The following is a 25,221-nucleotide window of genomic DNA, read 5'->3' as shown; positions in this document are numbered from 1 at the left end:
GCAAATGATGAAGGCTTCCGAACTTCACCAGAAAGATCAGGCCGCGCTCAACAAGGAGCTGTCGGACCTGTTGAAGGCGCAATTCGGCCTGCGCATGCAACTCGCGACCCAGCAGCTTACGAACACGAGCCAGCTGAAGAAGGTTCGTCGCGACATCGCACGTGTGCGGACCGTCCTGACTGAGAAGGCGAACCAGAAATGAACGATAGCGTAAAAACCTCGCTCAAGCGGACGCTGGTCGGCAAGGTCGTCAGCAACAAGATGGACAAGACGGTCACCGTGCTGGTTGAGCACCGCGTGAAGCACCCGATCTACGGCAAGTACGTTGTGCGCTCGAAGAAGTACCACGCGCACGACGACGCGAACACGTACAACGAGGGTGACCTCGTTGAAATCCAGGAAACTCGTCCGATTTCGAAGACGAAGGCTTGGGTTGTGGCTCGCCTGGTCGAGGCTGCTCGCGTCATTTGACGCCGCATAGCTGCAGAAGTAGTTGAAATCGCAGTAGATTTCGCTTGCAAGACCGAGATTATTTGTTATAATCTCGGTCTTCCCTCTTTATGGGAGCCCCGTCGCGGGCGAAGTTGGTGGGGGAAGCGGTTCAGGCGCCAGTCTGTCCCGAAGGATTCACCGGATTGCGATGGCGGGTTTCGTTTGCCGTCGCTGCTGTTCTAACCCAAGCAGCCGATTGGCTGACGGGACCAAGACTGACCGGGTACGCCATGGTGGTGTGACCGGATTAAGTTGGGAAAGATAAACCATGATCCAGACCGAAACTCGGCTTGAAGTGGCCGACAACACGGGTGCGCGTGAAGTCATGTGCATCAAGGTGCTCGGCGGCTCGAAGCGTCGTTATGCCAGCATTGGCGACATCATCAAGGTGACCGTCAAAGAAGCAACGCCGCGCGGGCGCGTGAAGAAAGGCGAAATTTATAACGCCGTGGTGGTTCGCACCGCCAAGGGCGTGCGCCGTCAGGACGGCTCGCTGATCAAGTTCGACGGCAATGCTGCAGTGCTGTTGAATGCCAAGCTCGAACCTATTGGCACCCGTATTTTCGGGCCTGTCACGCGCGAGTTGCGTAGCGAACGATTCATGAAGATCGTTTCGTTGGCACCTGAAGTGCTGTAAGGAGTCGCGATGAACAAGATTCGCAAAGGTGACGAAGTTATCGTCATCACCGGCAAAGACAAAGGCAAGCGCGGCGTCGTGCTGTCCGTTGGCGAAGGCAAGGTCATTGTCGAGGGTATCAACCTCGTCAAGAAACACGTCAAGCCGAACCCGATGAAGGGTACGACGGGTGGTGTGGAAGCCAAGACGATGCCGCTGCAAATTTCGAACGTCGCATTGGTCGACGCGAATGGCAAGGCGTCGCGTGTAGGCATCAAGGTCGAAGGGGACAAGAAAGTTCGTTTCCTTAAGACGACCGGTGCCGAGCTGAGCGCCTGACGCTGCGGAGTAAAAAAATGGCTCGTTTGCAAGAGTTTTACAAAGAAAAGGTTGTACCCGGCCTCATCGAGAAGTTCGGTTACAAGTCCGTGATGGAAGTGCCGCGCATCACCAAGATCACCCTGAACATGGGCCTTGGCGAAGCGGTTGCTGACAAGAAGATCATCGAAAACGCCGTTGGCGACCTGACGAAGATTGCAGGCCAGAAGCCTGTGATCACGAAGGCACGCAAGGCAATCGCTGGCTTCAAGATCCGTCAGGGCTACCCGATCGGTGCAATGGTCACGTTGCGCGGTCAGGCAATGTACGAATTCCTGGACCGTTTCGTGACGGTCGCGCTCCCCCGTGTGCGTGACTTCCGTGGCGTGTCGGGTCGTGCGTTCGATGGTCGCGGCAACTACAACATCGGTGTGAAAGAGCAGATCATTTTCCCCGAAATCGACTACGACAAAATCGACGCACTGCGTGGGCTGAACATCAGCATCACGACGACTGCGAAGACCGACGACGAAGCAAAGGCTCTGCTCGCCAGCTTCAAGTTCCCGTTCAGAAACTGAGGTTACCGTGGCTAAACTGGCACTGATCGAACGTGAAAAGAAGCGTGCTCGCCTCGCTGCTAAGTACGCGCCTAAGCGTGCAGAGTTGAAGGCGATCATCGGCGATATGAGCAAGTCGGACGAAGAGCATTACGCAGCACGTCTGGAACTGCAACAACTGCCGCGCAACTCTAACCCGACCCGTAAGCGCAATCGTTGCGCGATTACCGGTCGCCCGCGTGGCACGTTCCGTAAATTCGGGCTGGCGCGTAACAAGATTCGCGAAATCGCGTTCCGCGGCGAGATCCCTGGCCTGACCAAGGCGAGCTGGTAATAGGAGAAACGTAAATGAGCATGAGTGATCCTATCGCCGATATGCTGACTCGCATCCGCAACGCGCAGATGGTCGAGAAGGTTTCGGTGACAATGCCCTCGTCGAAAGTCAAGGTTGCGATTGCGCAGGTCCTGAAGGACGAAGGCTATATCGATGATTTCGCAGTGAAGTCCGAAGGTGCGAAGTCTGAATTGAACATCGTGTTGAAGTACTACGCTGGCCGCCCGGTCATCGAGCGCATTGAACGCGTCTCGAAGCCTGGTCTGCGTGTGTACCGCGGCCGTAACGACATCCCCGTGGTCATGAATGGCCTCGGCGTGGCAATCGTGTCGACGCCCAAGGGCGTGATGACGGACCGCAAGGCGCGCGCAACGGGCGTTGGCGGCGAAGTCATCTGCTACGTCGCTTAAGGCCGAAAGGAGAGAAACATGTCTCGAGTAGGTAAGAGCCCGATCGCGCTGCAAGGCGCAGAAGTGGCCCTGAGCGATGATCGCATCACCGTCAAGGGCCCGCTGGGTACGATTACGCAGGCGGCAAACCGCCTCGTGAAAGTGGTGAACGACAACGGCATTCTGAAGATCGAGCCGGTTGACGAAAGCCGCGAAGCGAATGCGATGTCGGGCACGATGCGCGCACTGGTTGCGAACATGGTGAACGGCGTGACGAAGGGTTTCGAGCGCAAGCTGACGCTGGTAGGCGTCGGTTACCGCGCACAGGCGCAAGGCGACAAGCTGAATCTGTCGCTGGGTTTCTCGCACCCCGTGGTGCACCAGATGCCGGAAGGCGTGAAGGCTGAAACCCCGTCGCAAACCGAAATCGTGATCAAGGGGATCGACAAGCAGAAAGTTGGCCAGGTCGCTGCAGAAGTGCGCGGCTATCGTCCGCCGGAGCCCTACAAGGGCAAGGGCGTGCGCTATGCCAACGAGGTCGTGATCCTCAAAGAAACGAAGAAGAAGTAAGGGTGCGCAATCATGGATAAGACTCAATCTCGCCTGCGCCGCGCTCGTCAGACGCGTATCAAGATCGCTGAGCTGCAGGTCGCGCGTCTCGCCGTGCATCGCACAAACACGCACATCTATGCGCAAGTGTTCTCGCCGTGCGGCACCAAGGTGCTCGCCAGCGCGTCGACGCTCGAGGCCGAAGTGCGTGCGCAACTGGCTGATCAAACGGGCAAGGGCGGCAACGTCGCCGCTGCCACGCTGATTGGCAAGCGCATTGCAGAAAAGGCTAAGGCTGCCGGCATCGAATCCGTCGCCTTCGACCGTTCGGGTTTCCGTTACCACGGCCGCGTGAAAGCGCTGGCTGATGCGGCGCGCGAAGCCGGACTCAAGTTCTAAGGGAAGAATTCGTCATGGCAAAGATGCAAGCGAAAGTTCAGGCTGACGAACGCGACGACGGCCTGCGCGAAAAGATGATTTCGGTCAACCGCGTGACCAAGGTCGTGAAGGGTGGCCGCATTCTCGGCTTCGCCGCACTGACCGTGGTTGGCGACGGTGATGGCCGCGTCGGTATGGGCAAGGGCAAGGCGAAGGAAGTGCCGGTCGCTGTCCAGAAGGCGATGGAACAAGCCCGTCGCAACATGTTCAAGGTGCCGCTTAAGAACGGTACTCTGCAACACGAAGTGCACGGCAAGCACGGCGCATCGATGGTCCTCCTCGCCCCGGCGAAGGACGGTACCGGTGTGATCGCCGGCGGCCCGATGCGCGCAGTGTTCGACGTGATGGGCGTGCAGAACGTTGTGGCCAAGAGCCACGGCTCGACGAACCCGTACAACCTCGTTCGTGCAACGCTCGACGGTCTGCGCAAGCAGTCCACGCCGGGCGACATCGCGGCGAAGCGCGGCAAGTCCGTCGAAGATATTCTGGGCTAAGGTGGACACCATGTCTGAAAAAACTGTCAAGGTCCAGCTCGTCAAGAGCCTGATCGGCACCCGTGAAACGCACCGTGCAACGGTGCGTGGCTTGGGTCTGCGCCGACTCAACTCGGTCAGCGAGTTGCAGGACACGCCGGCCGTGCGCGGCATGATCAACAAGGTTTCGTACCTCGTTAAGGTCATCAGCTAAGCGGCTGACCAGGACTCAAGGAGTTGATAATGGAATTGAATGATCTGAAGCCGGCTGAAGGCGCGAAGCACGCAAAGCGTCGCGTTGGTCGCGGTATCGGCTCTGGCCTCGGCAAGACCGCTGGCCGTGGTCACAAGGGTCAGAAGTCGCGTTCGGGCGGCTTTCACAAGGTTGGCTTCGAAGGCGGTCAAATGCCGCTGCAACGTCGCCTGCCGAAGCGTGGCTTCACCTCGCTGACGAAGGAATTCGTCGGTGAAGTGCGTCTCTCGGATCTGGAAAAGCTGCCGGTCGACGAAATCGATCTGCTGGCTCTGAAGCAAGCCGGCCTGGTCGGCGAGCTGATCAAGAGCGCCAAGATCATCGCGACGGGCGAGCTGAAGCGCAAGATCGTTGTGAAGGGTCTGGGTGCGACGAAGGGTGCGCGCGCTGCTATCGAGGCAGCCGGCGGCTCTTTTGCCGAGTAACGCGCAAGTTATTTTGCCGTCACTAGCATTTGCATCGGAGAAGGTACTTGGCTAACAGCCCGAGTCTCGCAAAACCCGGTCGCAGCGCGGCGAAGTTTGGCGATCTGCGTCGGCGGGCAGTGTTTCTGCTGCTGGCGCTGATCGTCTACCGTGTCGGCGCGCACATTCCGGTGCCGGGTATCGACCCGGACCAACTGGCGAAGTTGTTCCAGAGCCAGTCGGGCGGCATCCTTGGCATGTTCAACATGTTCTCGGGTGGCGCGCTTTCGCGGTTCACGATTTTCGCGCTTGGGATCATGCCGTATATCTCGGCGTCGATCATCATGCAGTTGTTGGCAATTGTCTCGCCGCAACTCGAAGCGTTGAAGAAGGAAGGGCAGGCGGGGCAACGAAAGATCACGCAGTACACGCGTATCTTCACGGTCCTGCTGGCAACGTTCCAGGCTTTCGGCATTGCCGTAGCCCTGGAAAATCAGCCGGCTCTGGTGATCGATCCGGGAATGGTGTTTCGGTTGACGACGGTCGTGACGCTGGTGACGGGCACGATGTTCCTGATGTGGCTGGGTGAGCAGATCACGGAGCGCGGGCTTGGCAACGGTATCTCGATCATCATTTTCGGCGGTATTGCAGCGGGTTTCCCGAATGCAATCGGTGGTCTTTTCGAACTGGTGCGAACCGGCTCGATGAGCATCATCTCGGCGATTATTGTCGTCGCGCTGATCGCCGCAGTGACGTACCTGGTGGTGTTCATCGAACGTGGCCAGCGCAAGATCCTTGTGAACTACGCGAAGCGGCAAGTCGGTAACAAGATTTACGGCGGTCAATCTTCACATTTGCCGCTGAAGTTGAACATGTCGGGCGTGATTCCGCCGATCTTCGCATCGTCGATCATTCTCTTCCCGGCAACCATCCTGAACTGGTTCAGTTCGGGGTCGCGCACCAGTTGGTTCGCAGACACGCTGCACAACGTGGCCGAGGCCATTAAGCCCGGTCAGCCCGTGTACGTGTTGCTGTACGCGTTGGCGATCGTTTTCTTCTGCTTTTTCTACACCGCGCTGGTGTTCAACAGCAGAGAGACGGCCGACAACCTGAAAAAGAGTGGCGCTTTCGTTCCTGGCATCCGCCCGGGCGATCAAACGGCGCGATATATCGACCGCATCCTCACGCGTCTGACGCTGGCCGGTGCGATCTACATCGTGTTTGTTTGCCTGCTGCCCGAGTTTCTGGTGCTGCGCTGGAACGTGCCGTTTTATTTTGGTGGAACGTCGCTGCTGATCATTGTCGTCGTCACAATGGATTTCATGGCGCAGGTGCAGTCGTACGTTATGTCGCAACAGTATGAATCGCTGCTGAAGAAGGCTAATTTCAAAGGCGGCGGCGTCCCGATGCGTTGAAAGGACTTATGGCCAAAGACGATGTTATCCAGATGCAGGGTGAAGTCATCGAAAACCTGCCTAATGCTACCTTCAGGGTGAAGCTGGAAAACGGCCATGTCGTATTGGGACACATATCCGGCAAGATGCGGATGCACTACATCCGAATCCTGCCGGGCGACAAGGTGACGGTTGAATTGACGCCTTACGATCTCTCGCGTGCGCGGATCGTGTTCCGGGCGAAGTGATTTGAAAAAAGGGTAATATCATGAAAGTGATGGCATCGGTTAAGCGCATTTGCCGCAATTGCAAGATCATCAAGCGCAAAGGCGTTGTGCGCGTGATTTGCAGCTCTGATCCGCGCCACAAACAGCGTCAAGGCTGAACGCCGCGCTTTTGCTTGCGCTTTTTGTTTGAGGAAAAACAATGGCTCGTATCGCAGGGGTTAACATCCCGAATCACCAGCATACTGAAATCGGCCTGACGGCTATTTACGGTATCGGCCGCACGCGCTCGCGCGACATTTGCGTCGCTGCTGGTGTGGCATTTTCGAAGAAGGTCAAAGACCTGAACGACGCAGACCTCGAAAAGCTGCGTGAAGAAGTCGGCAAGTTCATCGTTGAAGGCGATCTGCGCCGTGAAACGACGATGAACATCAAGCGCCTGATGGATCTCGGCTGCTACCGTGGCGTTCGGCATCGTAAGGGCTTGCCCCTGCGCGGCCAACGTACGCGTACGAATGCCCGTACGCGCAAGGGTCCGCGTCGTGCAGCGCAATCGCTGAAGAAGTAAGCGGAACTGACAGTTACAGGAAAACGTAATGGCTAAGGCTTCGAACAACTCCGCGGCGCAACGCGTTCGCAAGAAGGTCAAGAAGAACGTCGCCGAGGGCGTGGTTCACGTTCACGCGTCGTTCAACAACACCATCATCACGATCACCGATCGTCAAGGCAATGCACTTGCCTGGGCAACGTCGGGTGGTCAGGGCTTCAAGGGTTCGCGTAAATCGACCCCGTTTGCAGCTCAGGTGGCGGCCGAATCGGCTGGCCGCGTGGCGATGGAATACGGCGTGAAGAACCTCGAAGTGCGGATCAAGGGCCCCGGTCCTGGCCGTGAATCGGCGGTGCGCGCGTTGCATGGTCTTGGCATCAAGATCACGGCAATCTCCGACGTGACCCCGGTCCCGCACAACGGCTGCCGTCCGCCGAAGCGTCGTCGTATCTAAGACGCTGTTTTCGCTAGCGCCTGTTGCCGCTGGTTCAAGTGACCGGCGAAACAGGCTGCTTGCGCTATTGAATTGACTAAGCCCACCGTTCGACCCAAAGGGTTCGGACTAGCGCGAGTGCGAGCATTCGCGTGATCAATCAACGAAGGAATCAACGTGGCACGTTATATCGGCCCTAAGGCCAAGCTGTCCCGCCGTGAAGGCACTGACCTCTTCCTGAAGAGCGCCCGTCGTTCGCTCGCTGACAAGTGCAAGCTTGACAGCAAGCCCGGCCAGCATGGCCGCACCTCGGGTGCGCGTACGTCCGACTACGGCACGCAGCTGCGCGAAAAGCAAAAAGTGAAGCGCATCTACGGTGTTCTGGAGCGTCAATTCCGCCGTTACTTCGCCGAAGCCGACCGTCTGAAGGGCAACACGGGTGAAAACCTGCTGCAATTGCTCGAGTCGCGTCTGGATAACGTCGTGTACCGCATGGGCTTCGGTTCGACGCGTGCTGAAGCGCGTCAGCTGGTGAGCCACAAGGCGATCACGGTGAACGGCGTCGTGTCGAACATCCCGTCGATGCAAGTGAAGGCAGGCGACGTCGTCGCAGTGCGCGAACAGAAGAAGAAGCAAGCGCGTATTCTCGAAGCGCTGTCGCTGGCTGAGCAAGGTGGCATGCCGAGCTGGGTCGCCGTGGATTCGAAGAAGTTCGAAGGCACGTTCAAGTCCAAGCCGGAACGCAGCGACATCGCTGGCGATATCAACGAAAGCCTGATCGTCGAATTGTATTCGCGGTAATCGGATTAACGGCCGGGGCACCTCGTTGCGTTGCGCAAGGGGGCGTCTCGGCTGTTTATTTTCAGGTTGTTACCGGTCAGCCTTATCGGTGTAACGAGCCGAGGGTATTGAAAAGGAAAACCTATGCAAACCAGTTTGTTGAAGCCCAAGATCATCGCAGTTGAATCGCTGGGCGAAAGCCACGCGAAAGTGGTCATGGAACCGTTTGAACGCGGTTACGGCCACACCTTGGGTAACGCGCTCCGGCGCGTGCTGCTGTCGTCCATGATCGGCTATGCGCCGACCGAAGTGACGATCGCAGGCGTCGTACATGAATATTCGACGCTCGACGGTGTGCAAGAGGACGTGGTCAACCTGTTGTTGAACCTGAAGGGCGTGGTGTTCAAGCTGCATAACCGTGACGAAGTGACGGTTACGCTGCGCAAGGAAGGCGAAGGCGTTGTGACCGCTGGCGACATCGAGCTGGCGCACGACTGCGAAGTGATCAACCCTGACCACGTGATCGCGCATCTGTCGAAGGGCGGCAAGCTCGACGTTCAGATCAAGGTCGAAAAGGGCCGCGGCTACGTGCCGGGCAATGTGCGTCGTTATGGCGAGGAGTCGGCCAAGATTATCGGCCGTATCGTGCTGGACGCGTCGTTCTCGCCGGTTCGCCGCGTGAGCTACGCCGTTGAAAGCGCTCGCGTCGAACAGCGTACCGACCTCGACAAGCTCGTGATGAACATCGAAACGAACGGTGTGATTTCGCCGGAAGAAGCGATCCGTCAATCGGCGCGCATTCTGGTCGATCAGCTGTCGGTGTTCGCTGCACTGGAAGGCACCGAAGCAACGGCTGAAGCGCCGTCGCGCGCACCGCAGATCGATCCGATCCTGCTGCGTCCGGTCGATGATCTCGAACTCACGGTTCGTTCCGCGAACTGCCTGAAGGCCGAGAACATCTACTACATCGGCGACCTGATCCAGCGCACGGAAAACGAGCTGCTCAAGACGCCGAACCTGGGCCGCAAGTCGTTGAACGAAATCAAGGAAGTCTTGGCGTCGCGTGGTTTGACGCTCGGCATGAAGCTGGAAAACTGGCCGCCCGCAGGGCTGGATAAGTAACTCGGCAGTCATCCGGGGCAGAGCCCGCCGCTGTACTGGCAAGGACGCGGATTTTCCTTTAAAATCCGCGTCTTGTCTTTTTTCACTACCGGCCCGTGCACTCGCTACTTTGGTAGATCGAGCGCGATAGAAGAGCTGGATCAAAACTTTGAATCGAAGGAATTAACATGCGTCACCGTCATGGTCTGCGGAAACTGAACCGCACGAGCAGCCACCGTCTGGCAATGCTCCGTAACATGTCCAACTCGCTGATCGAGCACGAAGTCATCAAGACCACGCTGCCGAAGGCGAAAGAACTCCGTAAAGTTGTCGAGCCGCTGATCACGCTCGGCAAGAAGCCGTCGCTGGCAAACCGTCGTCTGGCGTTCAACCGCCTGCGCGATCGTGACTCGGTCACGAAGCTGTTTGAAGTCCTCGGCCCGCGTTACGCTACCCGTCCGGGCGGCTACCTGCGCGTGCTGAAGTTTGGCTTCCGCGTCGGCGACAACGCACCGATGGCTCTGGTCGAACTGCTCGATCGTCCGGAAGTTGAAGAAGTCGAAGTGCAAGAAGCTGAATAAGCTTTGAAGCGCTGATAGCACAGAAGAAAGCCAGGCTCACAGCCTGGCTTTTTTGTTTATGGCGGCAGACGTAGTAGGCGCGCTGGCACAGGCGGCGAAACGCCGCATCCTCGCGTCCACGCGGTCGGGCAGCCAGCGGCGGTCCAAGACCAGGTGATACGATATTGACACGCAAATTGTGCCTGGCTGGAGCTTGCTGTGAACGTGAATGTGACTCTCCTTCTCACGACGGTGCCCGACGCGGCCGCTGCACAGAAGCTGGCCGCGGACGCATTGGCCGCACGCCTGTGTGCATGCGTCACGCAGCTCGGCCCGGTGCAGTCCAGTTACCACTGGCAGGGTCAGCTAGAAACAGCGCAAGAAATCCAGCTGCTGTTCAAGACCAGCGCCGCCCGCGCGCTTGAGCATGCTCGAGCAGTACCTACAGGCAAACCATCCCTACGACACGCCGGAAATCCTGTCATGGCAAGCTGCCGCGTCGGCCGCCTATGGCCAGTGGATCACTTCTGAAACCCAACGTCCCCTACATGTTTAACGGTCTCAACCGACGCGCGCGCCACGCGTTGCGTACCGCCCTCCTCGTTTTCGCGTGCCTGATCCTCGCGCAGTTCGGCTCGCTTGCCCGCGCTTCGGACGACTTCCTCGATCCTGCCGTCGCCTTCAAATTCAGCGCGACCGAGAAGCCCGGCGAGGTCGATGTGACCTACAAGATCGCGGACGGCTACTACATGTACCGCGAGCGCTTCGCATTTGCGGCCCGCAACGGAAACGCGACGATCGGCGAACCGCAGTTGCCGGCGGGTCATATCAAGTTCGATCAGACGTTCAACAAGAACGTTGAGACGTATCGCAACGAACTGACGATCCGGATTCCCGTGAAGCAGGCCGCAGGTGGGTTCGATCTGGCGGTCACATCGCAAGGCTGCGCGGACGCCGGCATCTGTTATCCGCCGATGGAGCGCGTCTACCACGTCAGCGGCGCAGCGCTGCTGCCTGCCGGCAGCGCGGCTGCGCCGCAGTCCACGGCAAACGACGCGCCGTGGTACGAACGCGCCACCAGCGCCGACTACGCGCAATCGCTGCTGCAAGGTGGAGGTTTCCTCGCGATCATCGGGCTTTACTTCGTTGCGGGCATCGTGCTGAGCCTGCTGCCGTGTTCCTATCCGATGATTCCGATCCTGTCGGCGATCATCATCGGTGAAGGCGCGCGGGTCACGCGGGCGCGCGGCTTCGCGCTGTCGCTTGCCTATGTCATCGGGATGGCGCTGGTGTACACCGCGCTCGGCATTGCCGCCGCGCTGGTCGGGCAGAGTCTTGGCGCCTGGCTGCAAAACCCGTGGGTGTTGGGCGCGTTCGGCGTGCTGCTGACCGTTTTCGCGCTCACGCTGATCGCCGGGTTTGACATTGCGTTGCCGCAGCGCTGGCAGGACGGCGCGTCGCACGCGTCGGCGGGACGTTCGGGCGGCAAGTTCGCAGCCGTCGCCGGAATGGGCGCGCTGTCGGCACTGGTGGTCGGCGCCTGCATGACTGCGCCGCTTTTCGCGGTGCTGGCCTTCATCGCGCATACGGGGAGCGCGGTGCTCGGCGGCGCGGCGCTGTTCGCAATGGGGCTGGGGCTTGGCGTGCCCCTGATGATTGTCGGTCTCGGCGCCGGGACTTTGCTGCCGCGCGCCGGCGCATGGATGGACGACATCAAGGTGCTGTTCGGCGTCGTGCTGCTCGCCGCGGCGCTGTGGATCGTGTGGCCCGTGCTTGGAGCAACCGCCACGATGTTGCTCTGCGCGCTCTGGTTGCTGATCGCCGCCGCATGCGTGGGCCTTTTTTCCGCGCCTGGCGTTCAGGCGTCGATATGGCGGCGGCTTGGACGCGGCATCGGCGCGGCCCTCGCTGTTTGGGCGGCCGTGCTGCTGGTCGGACTTGCTGCGGGTTCGTCCGATCCATTGCGTCCGCTCGCCGTGCTGGCGTCGCGGTCGGCGGCGCCGGCCGAGACGTCTGTGGCCGGCGCGCCGCAAACCGCGTCGCACGACGATCTGGCGTTCCAGGCGGTGCGTTCATCGGCGGAACTGGACGGCGCCGTCAAAGCGGCGGCACAGCCCGCCATGCTCGATTTTTACGCGGACTGGTGCGTAAGCTGCAAAGAGATGGAGAAATTCACCTTCAGCGATCCGCGCGTCCAGGCGAAGTTAAAGCAGATGAATCTGCTGCGCGCCGACGTCACCGCGAATAACGCCGACGATCAGGCTCTGCTCAAGCGATTCGGCCTTTTCGGCCCGCCGGGGATTATCTTCTTCGACCGCGGCGGCAAAGAGGTGCTGCGTGTCGTCGGTTACGAATCGGCTGACAAATTCCTGCGTTCGCTCGAGCGGGCGAGTGCGCCGCAGACCTGATCGCACGCAAATCACACGACGATGTGCAACGCGCGGGGCTTACGTCCGCGTAAACGCACAAAAAACGGAGGCGCGACTAAAAGTCCGCCTCCGTTTTCCATTTCTAGCGAGTTCTTCGCTACACCCGCTAACCTAAAACCCAACCCAACTCACTTCTGCGACCGCAGAATCCGCGCCGCATCCAGCGCGAAATACGTCAGAACGCCGTCCGCGCCCGCACGCTTGAACGCGAGCAGCGATTCCATCATCGCCTTGTCGTGATCGAGCCAGCCGTTCTGGGCCGCCGCTTTCAGCATCGCGTACTCGCCGCTGACCTGATAGACGTAGGTCGGGAACTGGAACTCGTCCTTCACGCGACGCACGATGTCGAGATACGGCATGCCCGGCTTGACCATCACCATATCGGCGCCTTCGTTGATATCCGCCTGGACTTCGCGCAGCGCTTCGTTCGAATTCGCCGGGTCCATCTGGTACGTCATCTTGTTGCTTTTGCCGAGGTTCGTGGCCGAGCCCACGGCGTCGCGGAACGGGCCGTAGAACGCGGACGCGAACTTGGCCGCGTAAGCCATGATCCGCGTATGCACATGGTCCTCGCTTTCCAGCATTTCGCGGATGGCGCCAATGCGGCCGTCCATCATGTCCGACGGCGCAACGATATCGACGCCGGCCTCGGCCTGCGCGCGCGCCTGCTCGATCAGGATTTCGACGGTTTCGTCGTTGATTACGTAGCCCGTCTCGTCGAGCACGCCGTCCTGGCCGTGGCTCGTGTACGGGTCGAGCGCGACGTCGGTCAGCACGCCGAGCTCCGGGAAGTGCTTCTTCAGTTCGCGAACCGCGCGCGGAATCAGGCCCGCGGGGTTGGCCGCCTCACGGCCATCGGGCGTTTTCAGCGCCGGCTCGATCGCCGGAAATAGCGACAGCACGGGCACGCCCAGCTCGACGCATTGCTCGGCGACTTTCATCAGCAGGTCGACGGAAACGCGATCGACGCCGGGCATCGACGGCACCGCTTGCCGAATATTCGTGCCCTCGACCACGAACACGGGATAGATCAGGTCGTTGGTGGTGAGAATGTTTTCGCGCATCAGACGGCGCGAAAAGTCGTCGCGGCGCATGCGGCGCGGGCGATAGTGCGGGTAGAAGCTCATGTGGGATAGAAAACGTGAGTGTCTTGAGTGGGGCGGTGACACGAGCGGCACCAACTGCAGGCGGCCACTCGCGGAAACTTTTCAAGACAATGGTATATCATACCGATCGAGCAAGGCGCCTGGCGCTGACCTCCCCGCTTCTCCTCCCTGAGCGGGTGCCTGTCGTTTTTCGATTAGGCTGTTTGACCCGCCGTTAATGCGGCGGGTTTTTTTATGCGCCGACGAAAACGGCGCTTTCCCCGATTCGAAAACCAGGACTCGGCTTACTGCGCGGCGTCCGTTTCGCCTTTGGCGCCGGGGATCAGCCAGCTTTCGACCAATTCATGCGCCTCGTCGATACCGACACGCTTGAGCGCCGAAAAAAGCTGCGCCGTCAGTTCGCCCTGGTAGCCCGCGGCACGATACTCGGCGAAACCCTTCTGCGTTGTGCGCAACGCATTCACACTTTCCTGGCGCGTCAATTTGTCGCATTTGGTCAGCAGCGCGTGAATCGGCTTGCCGGTCGGCGCGAACCACTCGATCATTCGCCGGTCCAGATCGGTCAACGGACGGCGCGAATCCATCATCAGAATCATGCCGCGCAATTGCGAGCGCGACTGCAGGTACGTGGAAAGCAGCGCCTCCCAGTGGGCCTTCGCCGCGCCAGGCACTTCGGCGTAGCCGTAGCCCGGCAGGTCGACCAGATGGGCGACCGGTTCGTCCTCGCGGCCGACCGAAAAGTAGTTGATGTGCTGTGTGCGCCCTGGCGTCTTACTCGCGAATGCCAGCCGCTTCTGATTGCACAGAATGTTGATGGCCGTCGACTTGCCCGCGTTCGAGCGCCCCGCGAAAGCGATCTCGGGCTGAGCGGTGGCAGGCAGATCGCGCAGGTGATTGACGGTCGTGAAGAAGCGCGATTGGTGGAGCAGGAAGGACATGAGCAGGCCAGAATTCGAGACGCCGGGGAACCCGGAGTGGGGACGGGTCAAGCCCGACTGGCGTCTTAGCGATTAGCGAGTTATTGTACAATACGATGGTTTACTGAAAACCTGAGGGGGCCAGCCCGCGTGCCTCGGCGGCTCCTGGCGGTCACTTGGGTCGCCGTCGTATTGTGCAAAACCTCTAAAATCCCACAAGACGAGACAGGGTGTGCGAATGAATCGACTGTGCAAGGCTCTGATGGTGTTTCAGGTAGCGGCAGGTCTTTCAGGTTTGGCAATTCAGGCACGAGCAGCAGATCCGGCAAAGCCGGACATCAACCGGGGGCAGGCAATCGCGGTGCAGGTTTGCGCGTCGTGTCACGGCGCAGACGGTAATAGCGCCGGCGGTGCCTATCCGAAGCTCGCGGGTCAGCATCCCGACTATCTCGTCAAACAACTCAAGGATTTCAAGCTGCAGCCCGGCGCCAAGCAGCCCGTGCGCAACAATGCGATCATGACGGGCATGGCGTCAGCGCTGTCGGATCAGGACATGGTCAACGTCGCTGCCTATTTCGCGACGCAGGCTCCGAAGCCCGGCTATGCGCACAACAAGAACACCGTGCCGCTCGGGCAGAAGATCTATCGTGGCGGTATTGCCGACAAGGGCGTGCCGGCATGTGCAAGCTGTCACGGGCCCACGGGTCAAGGTATTCCGTCGCAATATCCGCGTTTGTCAGGACAATGGGCGGAGTACACGGTGGCGCAGTTGAACGCGTTCACGCAAGGTCCGGGCGCGCGCAATAACAACGAGGCGATGCATGCTGTCGCAACGCGTCTGTCGGACAGCGAGATAAAGGCTGTAGCCGATTACATCGCGGGCCTGCATTAAGAGGTTCGCGCGCAAGTGCAACCGGCCCGTCGAGGCCGGTGAAAAACAAGAAAAGGGTGGGGGCGTCGTATCTACGATCGCCCTTCACCCTTTTTTGCTGTTCAGTCGGAGTATGAATGAGCGTCACCACGTCGGGTTTGCAGTCGAAGTCGGGCAATCGCGTCTTGCGCAGCGTCATCGAAGTATTGAGTTCGATGCGTTTTGCCATTGCGCTGCTTGTGATTCTGTCGATCGCCAGCATCATCGGCACCGTTCTCACGCAGGACGATCCCTACCCCAACTACGTCAATCAGTTCGGTCCTTTCTGGGCCGACATCTTCCGCTCGCTGAGCCTCTACACGGTCTACAGCTCATGGTGGTTCATGCTGATTCTCGGCTTTCTGATGGTGTCGGTGTCGCTGTGCGTGATCCGCAACGCGCCGAAAATGATCGCCGATACGAAGAGCTGGAAAGACAAGGTCCGCGAAGCCAGCCTGCGTGCGTTCCATCACAAGGGCGAATTCGCGGTGCATGGCACGCGGGCGCAGACCGCGGCGGTGCTCGCGAAACTATCGGCGAAACTCGGCTATAAGTTCGTCACGCGGGAGTCCGAGGGCGCGACGCTGATCGCGGCCAAACGCGGCGCGTTGACCAAGCTCGGCTACATTTCCGCGCACATTGCAATCGTCGTGATCTGCCTGGGCGGCCTGCTCGACAGCAATCTGCCGATCAAGCTGCAAATGTGGCTCTTCGACAAGTCGCCGATCCGCGCGAACACGGTCATCAACGACATTCCTCCGGAACACCGTCTGTCGCAATCCAATCCGACGTTCCGCGGTTACGCGTGGGTGCCGGAAGGGCAGCACGTGTCGACCGCGATCCTGAACCAGCCGGACGGCTCGCTGATTCAGGACCTGCCGTTCTCGATCGAGCTGCAGAAGTTCATCGTCGACTATTACTCGACGGGCATGCCCAAGCTGTTCGCGAGCGACATCGTCGTGGTCGATCACAAGACCGGCGCCCGTGTGCCGGCGCGCATCGAGGTGAACAAGCCGTTCGAATACGACGGCGTGTCGATCTATCAATCGAGCTTCCAGGACGGCGGCTCGCAAATGCAGATGACCGCGTTTCCGATGACCGGCGCAAGCGCGGCAACCGCGCCGTTCGGCGGCGCGATCGGCGGCAATGCGCCGTTGAGTTCCGCGACGCCGCTTGCCGACGGCCAGACGGTCGAGTTCACCGATTTCCGTGCGATCAACGTCGAAAACATTTCGAACGCCAACGGCCAGACGGATGCTCGCGGCGTCGCCGCGCACCGCTCGCTGAAGGAAGCGTTCGACGAGCGGCTCGGCTCCGGCGCGAAGACTTCGAAGCCGCTCGAGCTGCACAACGTCGGCCCTTCGGTGCAGTACAAGGTGCGCGACAAGGACGGCCAGGCGCGCGAGTACAACAACTACATGCTGCCGGTCACGGTGGGCGGCGAGCGGTTCTTCCTCGCCGGCATGCGCCTGAATCCCGACGATCCGTTCCGCTACCTGCGCATTCCCGCGGACAGCGGCGGCACCGTCAAGGAGTGGATGAACCTGCGCGCCACGCTGGAAAATCCGGCGGCGCGCGCACAAGCCGCTCGCCGCTTCGCGCAGCGTTCGGTGCCGGAAGCGAACACCGAATTGCAGCAGCACCTGGAAGAAAGCGCGCTGCGCGTGCTGACCCTTTTTGCCGGCGCAGACACAAGCGTCAAGATGCCGAACGGCCAGCCGGTGGGCGGCTTCCAGGCGATCGCCGGATTCATCGACCATTCGGTGCCGAAGGCCGACCAGGAAAAGGCCGCGGGTTTGCTGCTGCGTATGCTGGAAGGCTCGATGTGGGACCTCTGGCAACTGTCGCGCCAGCAAGTCGGCCAACCGCAGGCAGACGCGAACGCGGACGCGAGCCGCTTCGTCCAAAGCTCGATCAACGCGCTATCGGACAGCTTTCTGTATGGATCGCCGGTCTACTTGCAGCTCGATTCCTTCAAGCAGGTGCAAGCCTCGGTATTTCAGCTGACGCGCGCGCCCGGCAAAAAAGTCGTGTATCTTGGCAGCCTGCTCCTCGTATTGGGCATCTTCTCGATGTTCTACGTCCGCGAACGGCGCCTCTGGTTCTGGCTCAAAGATAGTGAGCAGGGCACGCATGTCGTGATGGCAATGTCGAGCGCCCGCAAGACGCTCGACTTCGAGAAAGAATTTGCTCAGACGCGCGACGCGGTCGGCGCCGCGCTGAGCGCGAAACCCGCTGATCCAGCATCCGGCAACGCGGGCGCGCAGTCCGCAAGCTCACAAGATTCGACCCGGTAATACCATGGACTTGACTCAGGTTTCCTCATCCTCTCCTTCCTCGTCCCGGCCTGCCAGGGCGGCCGCGGACGAAGCGCTCAACGCGGCTCAATACGACGAGCGGCCGTTTCTGAAGCGGCTCGGCATTGTCGACTGGCTGTTCGCCCTCGCGATGGTCGCGGGCGCCGGGTTCGCGCTGACGCGCTATCACCCGTTCATGAATTACTACGACAAACTGGTGCTGGTGTGCTCAGTGCCGGTGTTCGTCGTGCTCGGCTGGCGCTGGAAACCGGTGCGTCCGCTGATGGCGGGAATCGCGGCGCTGTCGCTGCTGGCCATCCAGATTTATCACGGCGATCTGAGCCGCGCCGACAACGCGTTCTTCCTGAAATACTTCCTGTCGAGCCAGTCCGCGATTCTGTGGATGAGCGCGCTCTTCGTCTTCGCGACCGTGTTCTACTGGATCGGCTTGCTGTCGCGCTCGCCCACGGGCGGCGCGATCGGCTCGCGCATGACGTGGGTTGCGGTGCTGATGGGGTTTGTCGGTCTGATGGTGCGCTGGTACGAGTCGTATCTGATCGGCGCGGACGTCGGCCATATTCCTATCTCGAACCTGTACGAAGTGTTCGTGCTGTTCAGCCTCATCACCGCGCTCTTCTATTTGTACTACGAGCAGCACTACAACACGCGCGCGCTCGGCGCCTTCGTTCTGCTCGTGATCAGCGCCGCCGTCGGCTTCCTGATGTGGTACTCGGTTGCCCGCGACGCGCAGCAGATCCAGCCGCTCGTTCCGGCTCTGCAAAGCTGGTGGATGAAGATCCACGTGCCGGCGAACTTCATCGGCTACGGCAGCTTTGCGTTGTCGGCGATGGTGGCGGTCGCGTATCTGGCCAAGGAGCGCGGCGTGCTGGCCGATCGTCTGCCTGCGCTCGAAGTACTCGACGACGTCATGTACAAGTCGATCGCCGTCGGCTTCGCGTTCTTCACGATCGCGACGATTCTCGGCGCGCTGTGGGCGGCCGAAGCGTGGGGCGGTTACTGGAGTTGGGACCCGAAGGAAACGTGGGCGCTGATCGTCTGGCTGAACTACGCGGCCTGGCTGCACATGCGTCTGATGAAGGGGCTGCGCGGCGCGGTTGCCGCATGGTGGGCGCTGACGGGTCTGCTGGTCACGACGTTTGCGTTCCTCGGCGTGAATATGTTTCTGTCGGGGCTGCATAGTTACGGCAAGCTGTAATATCCGCCGTTCTCGACCGACAAAGAACCGCCGCGTGTTTCACACCGGCGGTTTTTTTATGGCTGGCGGAATATTTGCGCATCGAATGTGTTTGTTTTATAGAGCGCGCATGGATAGCCCGACGAGCGATCATCACCTGGCCCCGTTAGATGTTTCAACGCAAGGGCCGCAAGGAGCAGCGCGATGTGGATCAAGCGAAGCGACAGGATTCAACTCACCGGCGACGATATCGCTCGCAGCGAAATCACGCCGCAGCACATTTTCGAAAACCGGCGGCGCGTGCTGCAGGCGGCCGGCGCGTTGGCGCTCGGCGGTCTGATCGGCGTGAACGGCGAAGCGCTGGCTGCGTACACGTCGACCGATCCGAAGGCGCAGAAGCTCAGCGCGAAGACCAACGCGAAGTTCATCGCGCTCGACAAGATCACGCCGTTCAAAGACATCACCACCTACAACAACTACTACGAGTTCGGCACCGATAAGTCCGACCCGGCGCAGCACGCGGGCACGCTGCGTCCGCGTCCGTGGAAGGTGAGTGTCGAAGGCGAAATCAAGAACCCGAAGGTGTATGACATCGACGAGTTGCTCAAACTCGCGCCGCTGGAGGAGCGCGTGTATCGGCTGCGCTGCGTCGAAGGTTGGTCGATGGTGATTCCGTGGATCGGCGTGCCGCTCGCGGAACTCATCAAGCGCGTGCAGCCGACCGGCAACGCGAAATACGTGCAGTTCATCACGCTCGCGGATCCGTCGCAGATGCCGGGGCTTTCCACGCCAATACTCGACTGGCCTTATTCCGAAGGCTTGCGCATGGACGAGGCGATGAATCCGCTCACGCTGCTCACGATGGGCGTCTACGGTCAGGTGCTGCCGAATCAGAACGGCGCGCCGGTTCGCATCGTGGTGCCCTGGAAATACGGCTTCAAGAGCGCGAAGTCGCTCGTGAAAATCCGCTTTGTCGAGAAGCAGCCGCCGACGAGCTGGAACACGTACGCGTCGAGCGAGTACGGGTTTTATTCGAATGTGAATCCGAATGTCGACCACCCGCGCTGGAGTCAGGCGACCGAGCGGCGCATCGGCGAGGACGGGTTTTTTACGCCGAAGCGTAAGACGTTGATGTTCAACGGCTACGGCGATCAGGTCGCGTCGCTGTATCAGGGCATGGACCTGAAGAAAAACTTCTGAGCGACATGACGATGGCTTCCGACACTCAATCCGTCGCTCGCACAGAGCGCAACGCGCCGCGAGCGCAGGCTCGCGCAACGCAGACGGCGGGCGCGACGGCGAAACGGCCGAGCGCCGGCGCGCGCTGGGTCGTGCCCGCGAAAATCGCGGTGTTTATCGCCGCGTGGTATCCGCTTGCGCGCATCGTGCTGTTCGGTATGACCGACCGGCTCGGCGCCAACCCGATCGAGTTCATCACGCGTTCCACGGGGCTCTGGACGCTCGTGTTTCTGTGCATCACGCTGGCCGTGACGCCGTTGCGTCGTCTGACAGGCGTCGCGGCGTTCGTACGCTTTCGCCGCATGCTTGGGCTCTACGCGTTTTTCTACGCGACGCTGCATTTCACGACGTACCTGTGGTTCGACAAGTGGTTCGACGTCGCTGAAATCATCAAGGACATTGGCAAGCGGCCGTTCATCACCGTGGGCTTTGCCGCTTTCGTGCTATTGATCGCGTTGGCTGCCACGTCGCCGCGCGCAATGGTGCGCAAGCTCGGCCGCCGCTGGCAGACTTTGCATCGTGCGATCTACGTGATCGGAGCGCTGGCGATTCTGCATTTCTGGTGGATGAAGGCCGGCAAGCACGACCTGATTCTGCCGAAGATCTACGGCGCGATCATGCTGGCGCTGCTGGGCTGGCGCCTGATCGTGTGGCTGCGAGCGCGCAGTTTGAAGCCGCGTTAGACGAGCGCGCGCCGCAAACAAAAAAGGCGATGCCACCGAGGGCATCGCCTTTTTTATTCAATCGCCGGTTGAGACGTCGCGGCGCTGGTTACGCCGGCAAGATCGCTTCGCCCGAAAACAGTTGCTGGACTTCCTCGCGCGCGCGGACCACATGCGCCTGTGTACCATCGACCATCACTTCCGCTGCGCGCGGACGCGTGTTGTAGTTCGAACTCATCGCGAAGCCATAGGCGCCGGCCGAACGAATCGCGAGCAGATCACCCGGCTCCACGGACAGCAGCCGCTCGCGTCCAAGCCAGTCGCCGCTTTCGCAAACGGGACCGACGATGTCGTAGACATGCGCCGGCACGTCGCGCTTAACCGCGGCGTCGATTGCGTGATACGCATCGTACATCGCGGGACGGGCGAGATCGTTCATGGCCGCATCGACGATGGCGAAGTTCTTTTCAGCGCCCGGCTTCAGGAACTCGACGCGCGTGAGCAGCACGCCCGCATTGCCGACGAGCGAGCGGCCCGGCTCGAAGTACACCTCGCGATGGCCGTGGCCGCGCGCCTCGATCCGGTCGAGCACGGTGCGCACGAACTCGCCGATATCCGGCGGCGTCTCGTCGTCGTAAGTAATGCCCAGACCGCCGCCCACGTCGATATGGCGGATCGTGACGCCGTCCTGCTCGATCTGCTCGACCAGTTCGAGGACTTTGTCGACCGCGTCGAGATAAGGCGCGATCTCGGTAATCTGCGAACCGATATGGCAGTCGATGCCGACCACCTCGAGGTTCGCCATGGCCGCGGCCGCCTGATAGGTCGCGCGCGCATCTTCGAACGCGACGCCGAACTTGTTCGACTTGAGCCCGGTGGAAATATACGGATGCGTTTTCGCGTCGACATCCGGATTCACGCGCAGCGAGACCGGCGCCTTCTTGCCCATTTGCTCAGCGACCTGGTTCAGCCGATCGAGCTCCGGTATCGACTCGACGTTAAAGCACTTGACGCCCGCCGCGAGCGCCTCGCGCATTTCGTTGGCATGCTTGCCGACGCCGGAAAACACCGTGTTTTCCGCTTTGCCGCCGGCGGCCAGCACGCGCGCCAGTTCGCCGCCCGACACGATGTCGAAGCCCGCGCCGAGGCGCGCGAACACGTTCAGCACCGCGAGATTGCTGTTGGCCTTGACGGCGACGTGCACGCTCGCGCGACGGCCGGCGCATGCGCCGGCGTACGCGTTCCACGCGGCGGTGAGCGCGGCGCGCGAATAAACATAGAGCGGCGTGCCGAACTGTTCGGCGAGCGAAACGGCGGACACGCCTTCGGCGTGAAGCACGCCGTCGACGTAGTCAAATGCAGGTCGAGTCATGCGAAGGTCTTATTGAGCGGGAGTGGCGGCGGGCTGCGAGGTCGGCTGCGAAGCTGCCTTTGAAGCCGATGCAGCGGAAGCTGCGGACGTAGGCGATGCAGACAGCTCATCTGCCGGTGCAAGCGAAAGCGGCGTGCCGGAAGTATCGGGAATGGAGTCTGAGTCGGCAGCGGTTTCTGCGCCCGGTTTCACTTCATCAGGCGACGGCGGCTGCGTGCGGTCGATCGGCTTGGCCGGCAACGGCGGCACCGTGGGCAAATAGAGCGAACCGCGTTGCCCGCAACCGGTGAGCGAACCGCCGAGCGCGCAACCTGCGAGAATGGCTAAACCCGCTACAATCGCGCGGCCGGGCGCCGCCGCGCGCATCCGAGATACGACTCGCATGACTGTCCCTGAATAAATAATCGATGGAGTTTAGCATGTCCGATAGTGATTACCTGACCCGCGCGGAGGCCGCGCTAGCCGTCATCGAACGCGCTTTGGACGACACCGAGGCCGACATCGAACTCGAGCGCAGCGGCAACGTGCTGACCCTCGAGTTCGCGAATCGCTCGAAGATCATCGTCAACCTGCAACCGCCTATGAGCGAGATCTGGATCGCCGCGAAAGCGGGCGGTTTTCACTACCGTTTCGTCGACGGCGAGTGGCGCGACACGCGCAGCGGCAAGGAGTTTTTCGAGGCGCTCTCCGAATACGCGACGCAGCAGGCTGGCGAACCGGTCCACTTCGAAGCCTGAACGCAGAGTCGGGCTGTCGACGGAAAGAAGGTCAAAAAAAAGCCGCCGCGCATGATCTGCGCGGCGGCTTTTTTCTTTAGCAAGCGGGACGCTATGTCAGTGCCCGCGGAACAGATTCATGATGTCCTGCTTCTCCTGCTCGCCGACCTGTCCCGGCGCGGCGGATGCTGCGCTCGCTTCGTCGAGCGCAGCCTGGCTGATGCCGACCGTCGAGACAAAGCCGTGCCCCGGCGTGAATTCGTCGAAATACAGTTCGGAGCCGATTTCGGTCACGCCATCGGGCTTCGGCATCTTGTAGTCCGGCACGCCTTTGAGCGCGCGTCCCATGTACTCGATCCACACCGGCAACGCGAGGCCGCCGCCGGTTTCCTTGTCGCCGAGACTGCGCGGGTTGTCGTAGCCGATCCACGCAATCGCGGTGAGCGTGTGCTGATAGCCGGCGAACCAGGCGTCGCGCGAATCGTTCGTCGTGCCGGTCTTGCCGCCGAGATCCGTGCGCTTGAGCGCGTTCGACTTCGCGCCCGTGCCGCGCTGCGCGACGCTTTGCAGCAGGCTGTTCATCACATACGCGTTGCGCGGCTCGATAGCGTGCGGCGCGCTTTGCTCGGCGACGAGCGGCTGCGCGTGCGCGACGACGACGCCGCGCGGATCGGTGACTTCGGCGATCAGGTACGGGTTGATCCGATAGCCGCCGTTCGCGAACACCGAGAACGCGCCCGCCATCTGCAACGGCGTGACGAGACCCGCGCCGAGCGCCATCGGCAGATACGCCGGATGGCGGTCCGCATCGAAGCCGAAGCGCGTGATGTACTGCTGCGCGTACTTCGTGCCGATGTGGTTGAGGATACGAATCGACACCAGGTTTTTCGACTTCTGCAAAGCGGTGCGCATGCTCATCGGACCGTCGAAACCGCCGCCGTAGTTCTTCGGCTCCCACGGCTGGCCGCCCGTTTCCGCGGCGCTGAAAAAGAGCGGCGCGTCGTTGATGACGGTTGCCGGACCGAGTCCCTTTTCGAGCGAAGCCGAATAGATGAACGGCTTGAAACTCGAGCCCGGCTGGCGCCACGCCTGCGTGACGTGATTGAACTTGTTCTTGTTGAAGTCGAAGCCGCCGACGAGCGCACGAATCGCGCCGTCCTGCGGCACGACGGAAACGAAGGCACCTTCGACTTGCGGCAACTGGGTGATCGCCCACTCGCCTTCGTCGTTCTTCACCAGACGAATGATCGCGCCGGGCCGCAGCCGCTGATTCGGCTGCGCGCGTGCGCTTAGCGCCGATTGCGCGAAGCGCAGGCCGTCGCCCTGAATGGTCGCCACATTGCCGTCGATAAACGTGGCCTGCACCTGCTTCGGGCTCGCCGCCGTCACGACTGCCGCGATGATTTCGCCGTTATCGGGATGCTCGAGCAGCGCGTCGTCGATGGCCTGCTCGCGGTCGTCCGCGTCCGACGGCAAGTCGATGAACGCCTCCGGGCCGCGATAACCGTGGCGCCGCTCATAGTCCATCAAACCTTTGCGCAACGCGCGATAGGCGACGTCCTGATCGGCGGAGTCGATCGTCGTCACGACGTTCAGGCCGCGCGTGTACGCTTCCTCGCGGTACTGCGCGTACATCATCTGCCGCACCATTTCCGCGACATACTCCGCGTGCACGCTGAACTCCTTGCCGGCGCCCTTCACGACAAGCGGCTGACGGCTCGCTTCGTCGTACTGCTGCTGGTTGATGTAATGCAGCTCGTACATGCGCTGAAGGATGTACTCCTGGCGCACCTTCGCGCGCTTCGGATTCACCACGGGGTTATACGCGGACGGCGCCTTCGGCAAGCCGGCCAGCATCGCGGATTCCGCGAGCGTCAGGTCCTTCAGATCCTTGCCGAAATACACGCGTGCCGCGCTCGCGAAACCATATGCGCGCTGACCCAGATAGATCTGATTCATATACACCTCGAGAATCTGATCCTTGCTGAGCTTCGACTCGATCTTGTACGCGAGCAGCATCTCGTAGATCTTGCGCGTATAGGTCTTCTCGCTGGACAGGAAGAAGTTGCGCGCGACCTGCATCGTGATCGTGCTCGCGCCTTGCGTCGCGTGGCCATTGGTCAGCGCGACGAAGCCGGCGCGCGCGATGCCCGTCAGGTCGACGCCGCCGTGATCGTAAAAGCGCGCGTCTTCAATGGCGAGCACGGCCTTCTTCAGGCTGTCGGGCACGTCCTGAATGCGGACGATGTCGCGGCGTTCTTCGCCGAACTCACCGATCAGCACGTGATCGGCCGTATAGATGCGCAGCGGCACTTTCGGCCGGTAGTCGGTGAGCGCTTCGAGCGAGGGCAGGTTAGGCGTCGCGACCACGAGCGCATAACCGAGCACCAGCAGCACGCACGCGATGCCCGCGACGATCAGGCCAAAAAACCCAAGCAGGAGCTTGAGCCACAACGGGCGTTTGCGCTTAGGCGGCGCGGGCGGCGGAGAGGTGGGAGACGTGGATTGCATATAGG

32 protein-coding genes and 1 pseudogene are annotated in these 25,221 nt (G+C 60.9%); 28 read left to right on the top strand and 5 right to left on the bottom strand.

Annotated features, from left to right (window positions below; genetic code table 11):
- Positions 1-7: 7 nt before the first annotated feature.
- The 22 genes and pseudogenes from rpmC to dsbD all read left to right on the top strand — a co-directional run bounded on the left by rpmC (position 8) and on the right by dsbD (position 12,270).
- A complete protein-coding gene (rpmC, locus tag ABIE53_RS18665) occupies positions 8-202 on the top strand; it encodes a 50S ribosomal protein L29 (RefSeq protein ID WP_007180130.1) in 195 nt (64 codons plus the stop codon).
- Positions 199-471: a 30S ribosomal protein S17 gene (gene rpsQ, locus ABIE53_RS18660; RefSeq protein ID WP_007180129.1), complete on the top strand. Its 273-nt coding sequence runs from the start codon at positions 199-201 to the stop codon at positions 469-471. Before rpmC ends, rpsQ begins: the two co-directional genes overlap by 4 nt.
- 289 nt (positions 472-760) lie before the next feature.
- Positions 761-1,129, top strand: a complete 369-nt coding sequence (gene rplN, locus ABIE53_RS18655; RefSeq protein ID WP_006052212.1) for a 50S ribosomal protein L14 — start codon at positions 761-763, stop codon at positions 1,127-1,129.
- A gap of 9 nt (positions 1,130-1,138) precedes the next feature.
- Positions 1,139-1,447 carry a 50S ribosomal protein L24 gene (gene rplX, locus ABIE53_RS18650; protein WP_006052213.1) on the top strand — a complete coding sequence of 103 codons (309 nt, stop codon included), beginning with the start codon at positions 1,139-1,141 and terminating at the stop codon, positions 1,445-1,447.
- Positions 1,448-1,464: 17 nt separating this feature from the next.
- Positions 1,465-2,004, top strand: coding sequence for a 50S ribosomal protein L5 (gene rplE / locus ABIE53_RS18645; RefSeq protein WP_006052214.1), 540 nt, complete (start codon positions 1,465-1,467; stop codon positions 2,002-2,004).
- Positions 2,005-2,011: 7 nt separating this feature from the next.
- On the top strand, positions 2,012-2,317 hold the full coding sequence (rpsN, locus tag ABIE53_RS18640; protein ID WP_006052215.1) for a 30S ribosomal protein S14: 306 nt from the start codon (positions 2,012-2,014) through the stop codon (positions 2,315-2,317).
- 14 nt (positions 2,318-2,331) lie between these two features.
- Positions 2,332-2,727 (top strand): 30S ribosomal protein S8, encoded by a 396-nt coding sequence (rpsH, locus tag ABIE53_RS18635; protein WP_006052216.1) that lies wholly within the window; start codon positions 2,332-2,334, stop codon positions 2,725-2,727.
- A gap of 18 nt (positions 2,728-2,745) precedes the next feature.
- Positions 2,746-3,276: a 50S ribosomal protein L6 gene (gene rplF, locus ABIE53_RS18630; RefSeq protein ID WP_006052217.1), complete on the top strand. Its 531-nt coding sequence runs from the start codon at positions 2,746-2,748 to the stop codon at positions 3,274-3,276.
- Positions 3,277-3,288: 12 nt separating this feature from the next.
- Positions 3,289-3,654 (top strand): 50S ribosomal protein L18, encoded by a 366-nt coding sequence (rplR, locus tag ABIE53_RS18625; RefSeq protein ID WP_006052218.1) that lies wholly within the window; start codon positions 3,289-3,291, stop codon positions 3,652-3,654.
- Between the two features lie 14 nt (positions 3,655-3,668).
- Positions 3,669-4,187: a 30S ribosomal protein S5 gene (gene rpsE, locus ABIE53_RS18620; protein ID WP_006052219.1), complete on the top strand. Its 519-nt coding sequence runs from the start codon at positions 3,669-3,671 to the stop codon at positions 4,185-4,187.
- A gap of 10 nt (positions 4,188-4,197) precedes the next feature.
- Positions 4,198-4,380 (top strand): 50S ribosomal protein L30, encoded by a 183-nt coding sequence (gene rpmD, locus ABIE53_RS18615; RefSeq protein ID WP_006052220.1) that lies wholly within the window; start codon positions 4,198-4,200, stop codon positions 4,378-4,380.
- 29 nt (positions 4,381-4,409) lie between these two features.
- Complete coding sequence (gene rplO, locus ABIE53_RS18610; protein WP_006052221.1) at positions 4,410-4,844, top strand: 50S ribosomal protein L15; 435 nt, start codon at positions 4,410-4,412, stop codon at positions 4,842-4,844.
- Between the two features lie 47 nt (positions 4,845-4,891).
- On the top strand, positions 4,892-6,238 hold the full coding sequence (gene secY, locus ABIE53_RS18605; RefSeq protein ID WP_006052222.1) for a preprotein translocase subunit SecY: 1,347 nt from the start codon (positions 4,892-4,894) through the stop codon (positions 6,236-6,238).
- An 8-nt stretch (positions 6,239-6,246) separates the two neighbouring features.
- Positions 6,247-6,465: a translation initiation factor IF-1 gene (gene infA, locus ABIE53_RS18600; RefSeq protein ID WP_004521905.1), complete on the top strand. Its 219-nt coding sequence runs from the start codon at positions 6,247-6,249 to the stop codon at positions 6,463-6,465.
- A 20-nt stretch (positions 6,466-6,485) separates the two neighbouring features.
- On the top strand, positions 6,486-6,602 hold the full coding sequence (gene rpmJ / locus ABIE53_RS18595; RefSeq protein ID WP_004199844.1) for a 50S ribosomal protein L36: 117 nt from the start codon (positions 6,486-6,488) through the stop codon (positions 6,600-6,602).
- 41 nt (positions 6,603-6,643) lie between these two features.
- A complete protein-coding gene (gene rpsM / locus ABIE53_RS18590) occupies positions 6,644-7,009 on the top strand; it encodes a 30S ribosomal protein S13 (RefSeq protein WP_006052223.1) in 366 nt (121 codons plus the stop codon).
- A gap of 28 nt (positions 7,010-7,037) precedes the next feature.
- Positions 7,038-7,442, top strand: coding sequence for a 30S ribosomal protein S11 (rpsK, locus tag ABIE53_RS18585; RefSeq protein WP_006052224.1), 405 nt, complete (start codon positions 7,038-7,040; stop codon positions 7,440-7,442).
- Between the two features lie 156 nt (positions 7,443-7,598).
- The gene (rpsD, locus tag ABIE53_RS18580; RefSeq protein ID WP_006052225.1) at positions 7,599-8,222 is read left to right on the top strand and encodes a 30S ribosomal protein S4; all 624 of its coding nucleotides are present in this window, start codon (positions 7,599-7,601) and stop codon (positions 8,220-8,222) included.
- Positions 8,223-8,345: 123 nt separating this feature from the next.
- Positions 8,346-9,323 (top strand): DNA-directed RNA polymerase subunit alpha, encoded by a 978-nt coding sequence (locus ABIE53_RS18575; RefSeq protein ID WP_006052226.1) that lies wholly within the window; start codon positions 8,346-8,348, stop codon positions 9,321-9,323.
- Between the two features lie 167 nt (positions 9,324-9,490).
- Positions 9,491-9,883, top strand: a complete 393-nt coding sequence (gene rplQ, locus ABIE53_RS18570) for a 50S ribosomal protein L17 (protein ID WP_006052227.1) — start codon at positions 9,491-9,493, stop codon at positions 9,881-9,883.
- Between the two features lie 198 nt (positions 9,884-10,081).
- Positions 10,082-10,418 (top strand): annotated as a pseudogene (gene cutA, locus ABIE53_RS18565) (divalent-cation tolerance protein CutA).
- On the top strand, positions 10,411-12,270 hold the full coding sequence (gene dsbD, locus ABIE53_RS18560) for a protein-disulfide reductase DsbD (protein ID WP_029971249.1): 1,860 nt from the start codon (positions 10,411-10,413) through the stop codon (positions 12,268-12,270). Before cutA ends, dsbD begins: the two are co-directional and overlap by 8 nt.
- Positions 12,271-12,419: 149 nt before the next feature.
- On the opposite strand, the gene hemB is transcribed toward dsbD, so the two are convergent.
- On the bottom strand, positions 12,420-13,418 hold the full coding sequence (hemB, locus tag ABIE53_RS18555) for a porphobilinogen synthase (RefSeq protein WP_029971250.1): 999 nt from the start codon (positions 13,416-13,418) through the stop codon (positions 12,420-12,422).
- A 263-nt stretch (positions 13,419-13,681) separates the two neighbouring features.
- Complete coding sequence (yihA, locus tag ABIE53_RS18550; RefSeq protein WP_006052231.1) at positions 13,682-14,335, bottom strand: ribosome biogenesis GTP-binding protein YihA/YsxC; 654 nt, start codon at positions 14,333-14,335, stop codon at positions 13,682-13,684.
- Between the two features lie 217 nt (positions 14,336-14,552).
- Between yihA and ABIE53_RS18545 the strand changes: the two genes are divergently transcribed.
- The 5 genes from ABIE53_RS18545 to msrQ all read left to right on the top strand — a co-directional run bounded on the left by ABIE53_RS18545 (position 14,553) and on the right by msrQ (position 20,638).
- Positions 14,553-15,206, top strand: a complete 654-nt coding sequence (locus ABIE53_RS18545; protein WP_006052232.1) for a c-type cytochrome — start codon at positions 14,553-14,555, stop codon at positions 15,204-15,206.
- Positions 15,207-15,322: 116 nt separating this feature from the next.
- Positions 15,323-17,521: a cytochrome c biogenesis protein ResB gene (locus ABIE53_RS18540; RefSeq protein WP_114156528.1), complete on the top strand. Its 2,199-nt coding sequence runs from the start codon at positions 15,323-15,325 to the stop codon at positions 17,519-17,521.
- Positions 17,522-17,525: 4 nt separating this feature from the next.
- Positions 17,526-18,737, top strand: coding sequence for a c-type cytochrome biogenesis protein CcsB (ccsB, locus tag ABIE53_RS18535; RefSeq protein WP_006052234.1), 1,212 nt, complete (start codon positions 17,526-17,528; stop codon positions 18,735-18,737).
- 183 nt (positions 18,738-18,920) lie between these two features.
- Positions 18,921-19,916, top strand: a complete 996-nt coding sequence (gene msrP / locus ABIE53_RS18530; protein WP_006052235.1) for a protein-methionine-sulfoxide reductase catalytic subunit MsrP — start codon at positions 18,921-18,923, stop codon at positions 19,914-19,916.
- A gap of 11 nt (positions 19,917-19,927) precedes the next feature.
- Positions 19,928-20,638, top strand: a complete 711-nt coding sequence (gene msrQ, locus ABIE53_RS18525; RefSeq protein ID WP_171800589.1) for a protein-methionine-sulfoxide reductase heme-binding subunit MsrQ — start codon at positions 19,928-19,930, stop codon at positions 20,636-20,638.
- 88 nt (positions 20,639-20,726) lie between these two features.
- Here the strand turns inward: msrQ and lysA are convergent, their stop codons facing one another.
- Both lysA and ABIE53_RS18515 read right to left on the bottom strand, forming a co-directional pair.
- Positions 20,727-21,989, bottom strand: coding sequence for a diaminopimelate decarboxylase (gene lysA / locus ABIE53_RS18520; protein ID WP_114156526.1), 1,263 nt, complete (start codon positions 21,987-21,989; stop codon positions 20,727-20,729).
- Positions 21,990-21,998: 9 nt separating this feature from the next.
- Positions 21,999-22,373 carry a lipoprotein gene (locus tag ABIE53_RS18515; protein ID WP_114156525.1) on the bottom strand — a complete coding sequence of 125 codons (375 nt, stop codon included), beginning with the start codon at positions 22,371-22,373 and terminating at the stop codon, positions 21,999-22,001.
- Between the two features lie 35 nt (positions 22,374-22,408).
- Between ABIE53_RS18515 and cyaY the strand changes: the two genes are divergently transcribed.
- Entirely contained in the window at positions 22,409-22,726 is a 318-nt protein-coding gene (gene cyaY, locus ABIE53_RS18510) for an iron donor protein CyaY (RefSeq protein ID WP_006052238.1), read from the top strand.
- A 96-nt stretch (positions 22,727-22,822) separates the two neighbouring features.
- Here the strand turns inward: cyaY and ABIE53_RS18505 are convergent, their stop codons facing one another.
- A complete protein-coding gene (locus ABIE53_RS18505) occupies positions 22,823-25,216 on the bottom strand; it encodes a penicillin-binding protein 1A (RefSeq protein ID WP_114156524.1) in 2,394 nt (797 codons plus the stop codon).
- Between the last annotated feature and the right edge of the window lie 5 nt (positions 25,217-25,221).

The sequence above is a fragment of the Paraburkholderia sp. OAS925 genome, assembly GCF_040543975.1.
GTDB lineage: Bacteria > Pseudomonadota > Gammaproteobacteria > Burkholderiales > Burkholderiaceae > Paraburkholderia > Paraburkholderia graminis.
This window is presented reverse-complemented; position numbering and strand designations above follow the sequence as displayed.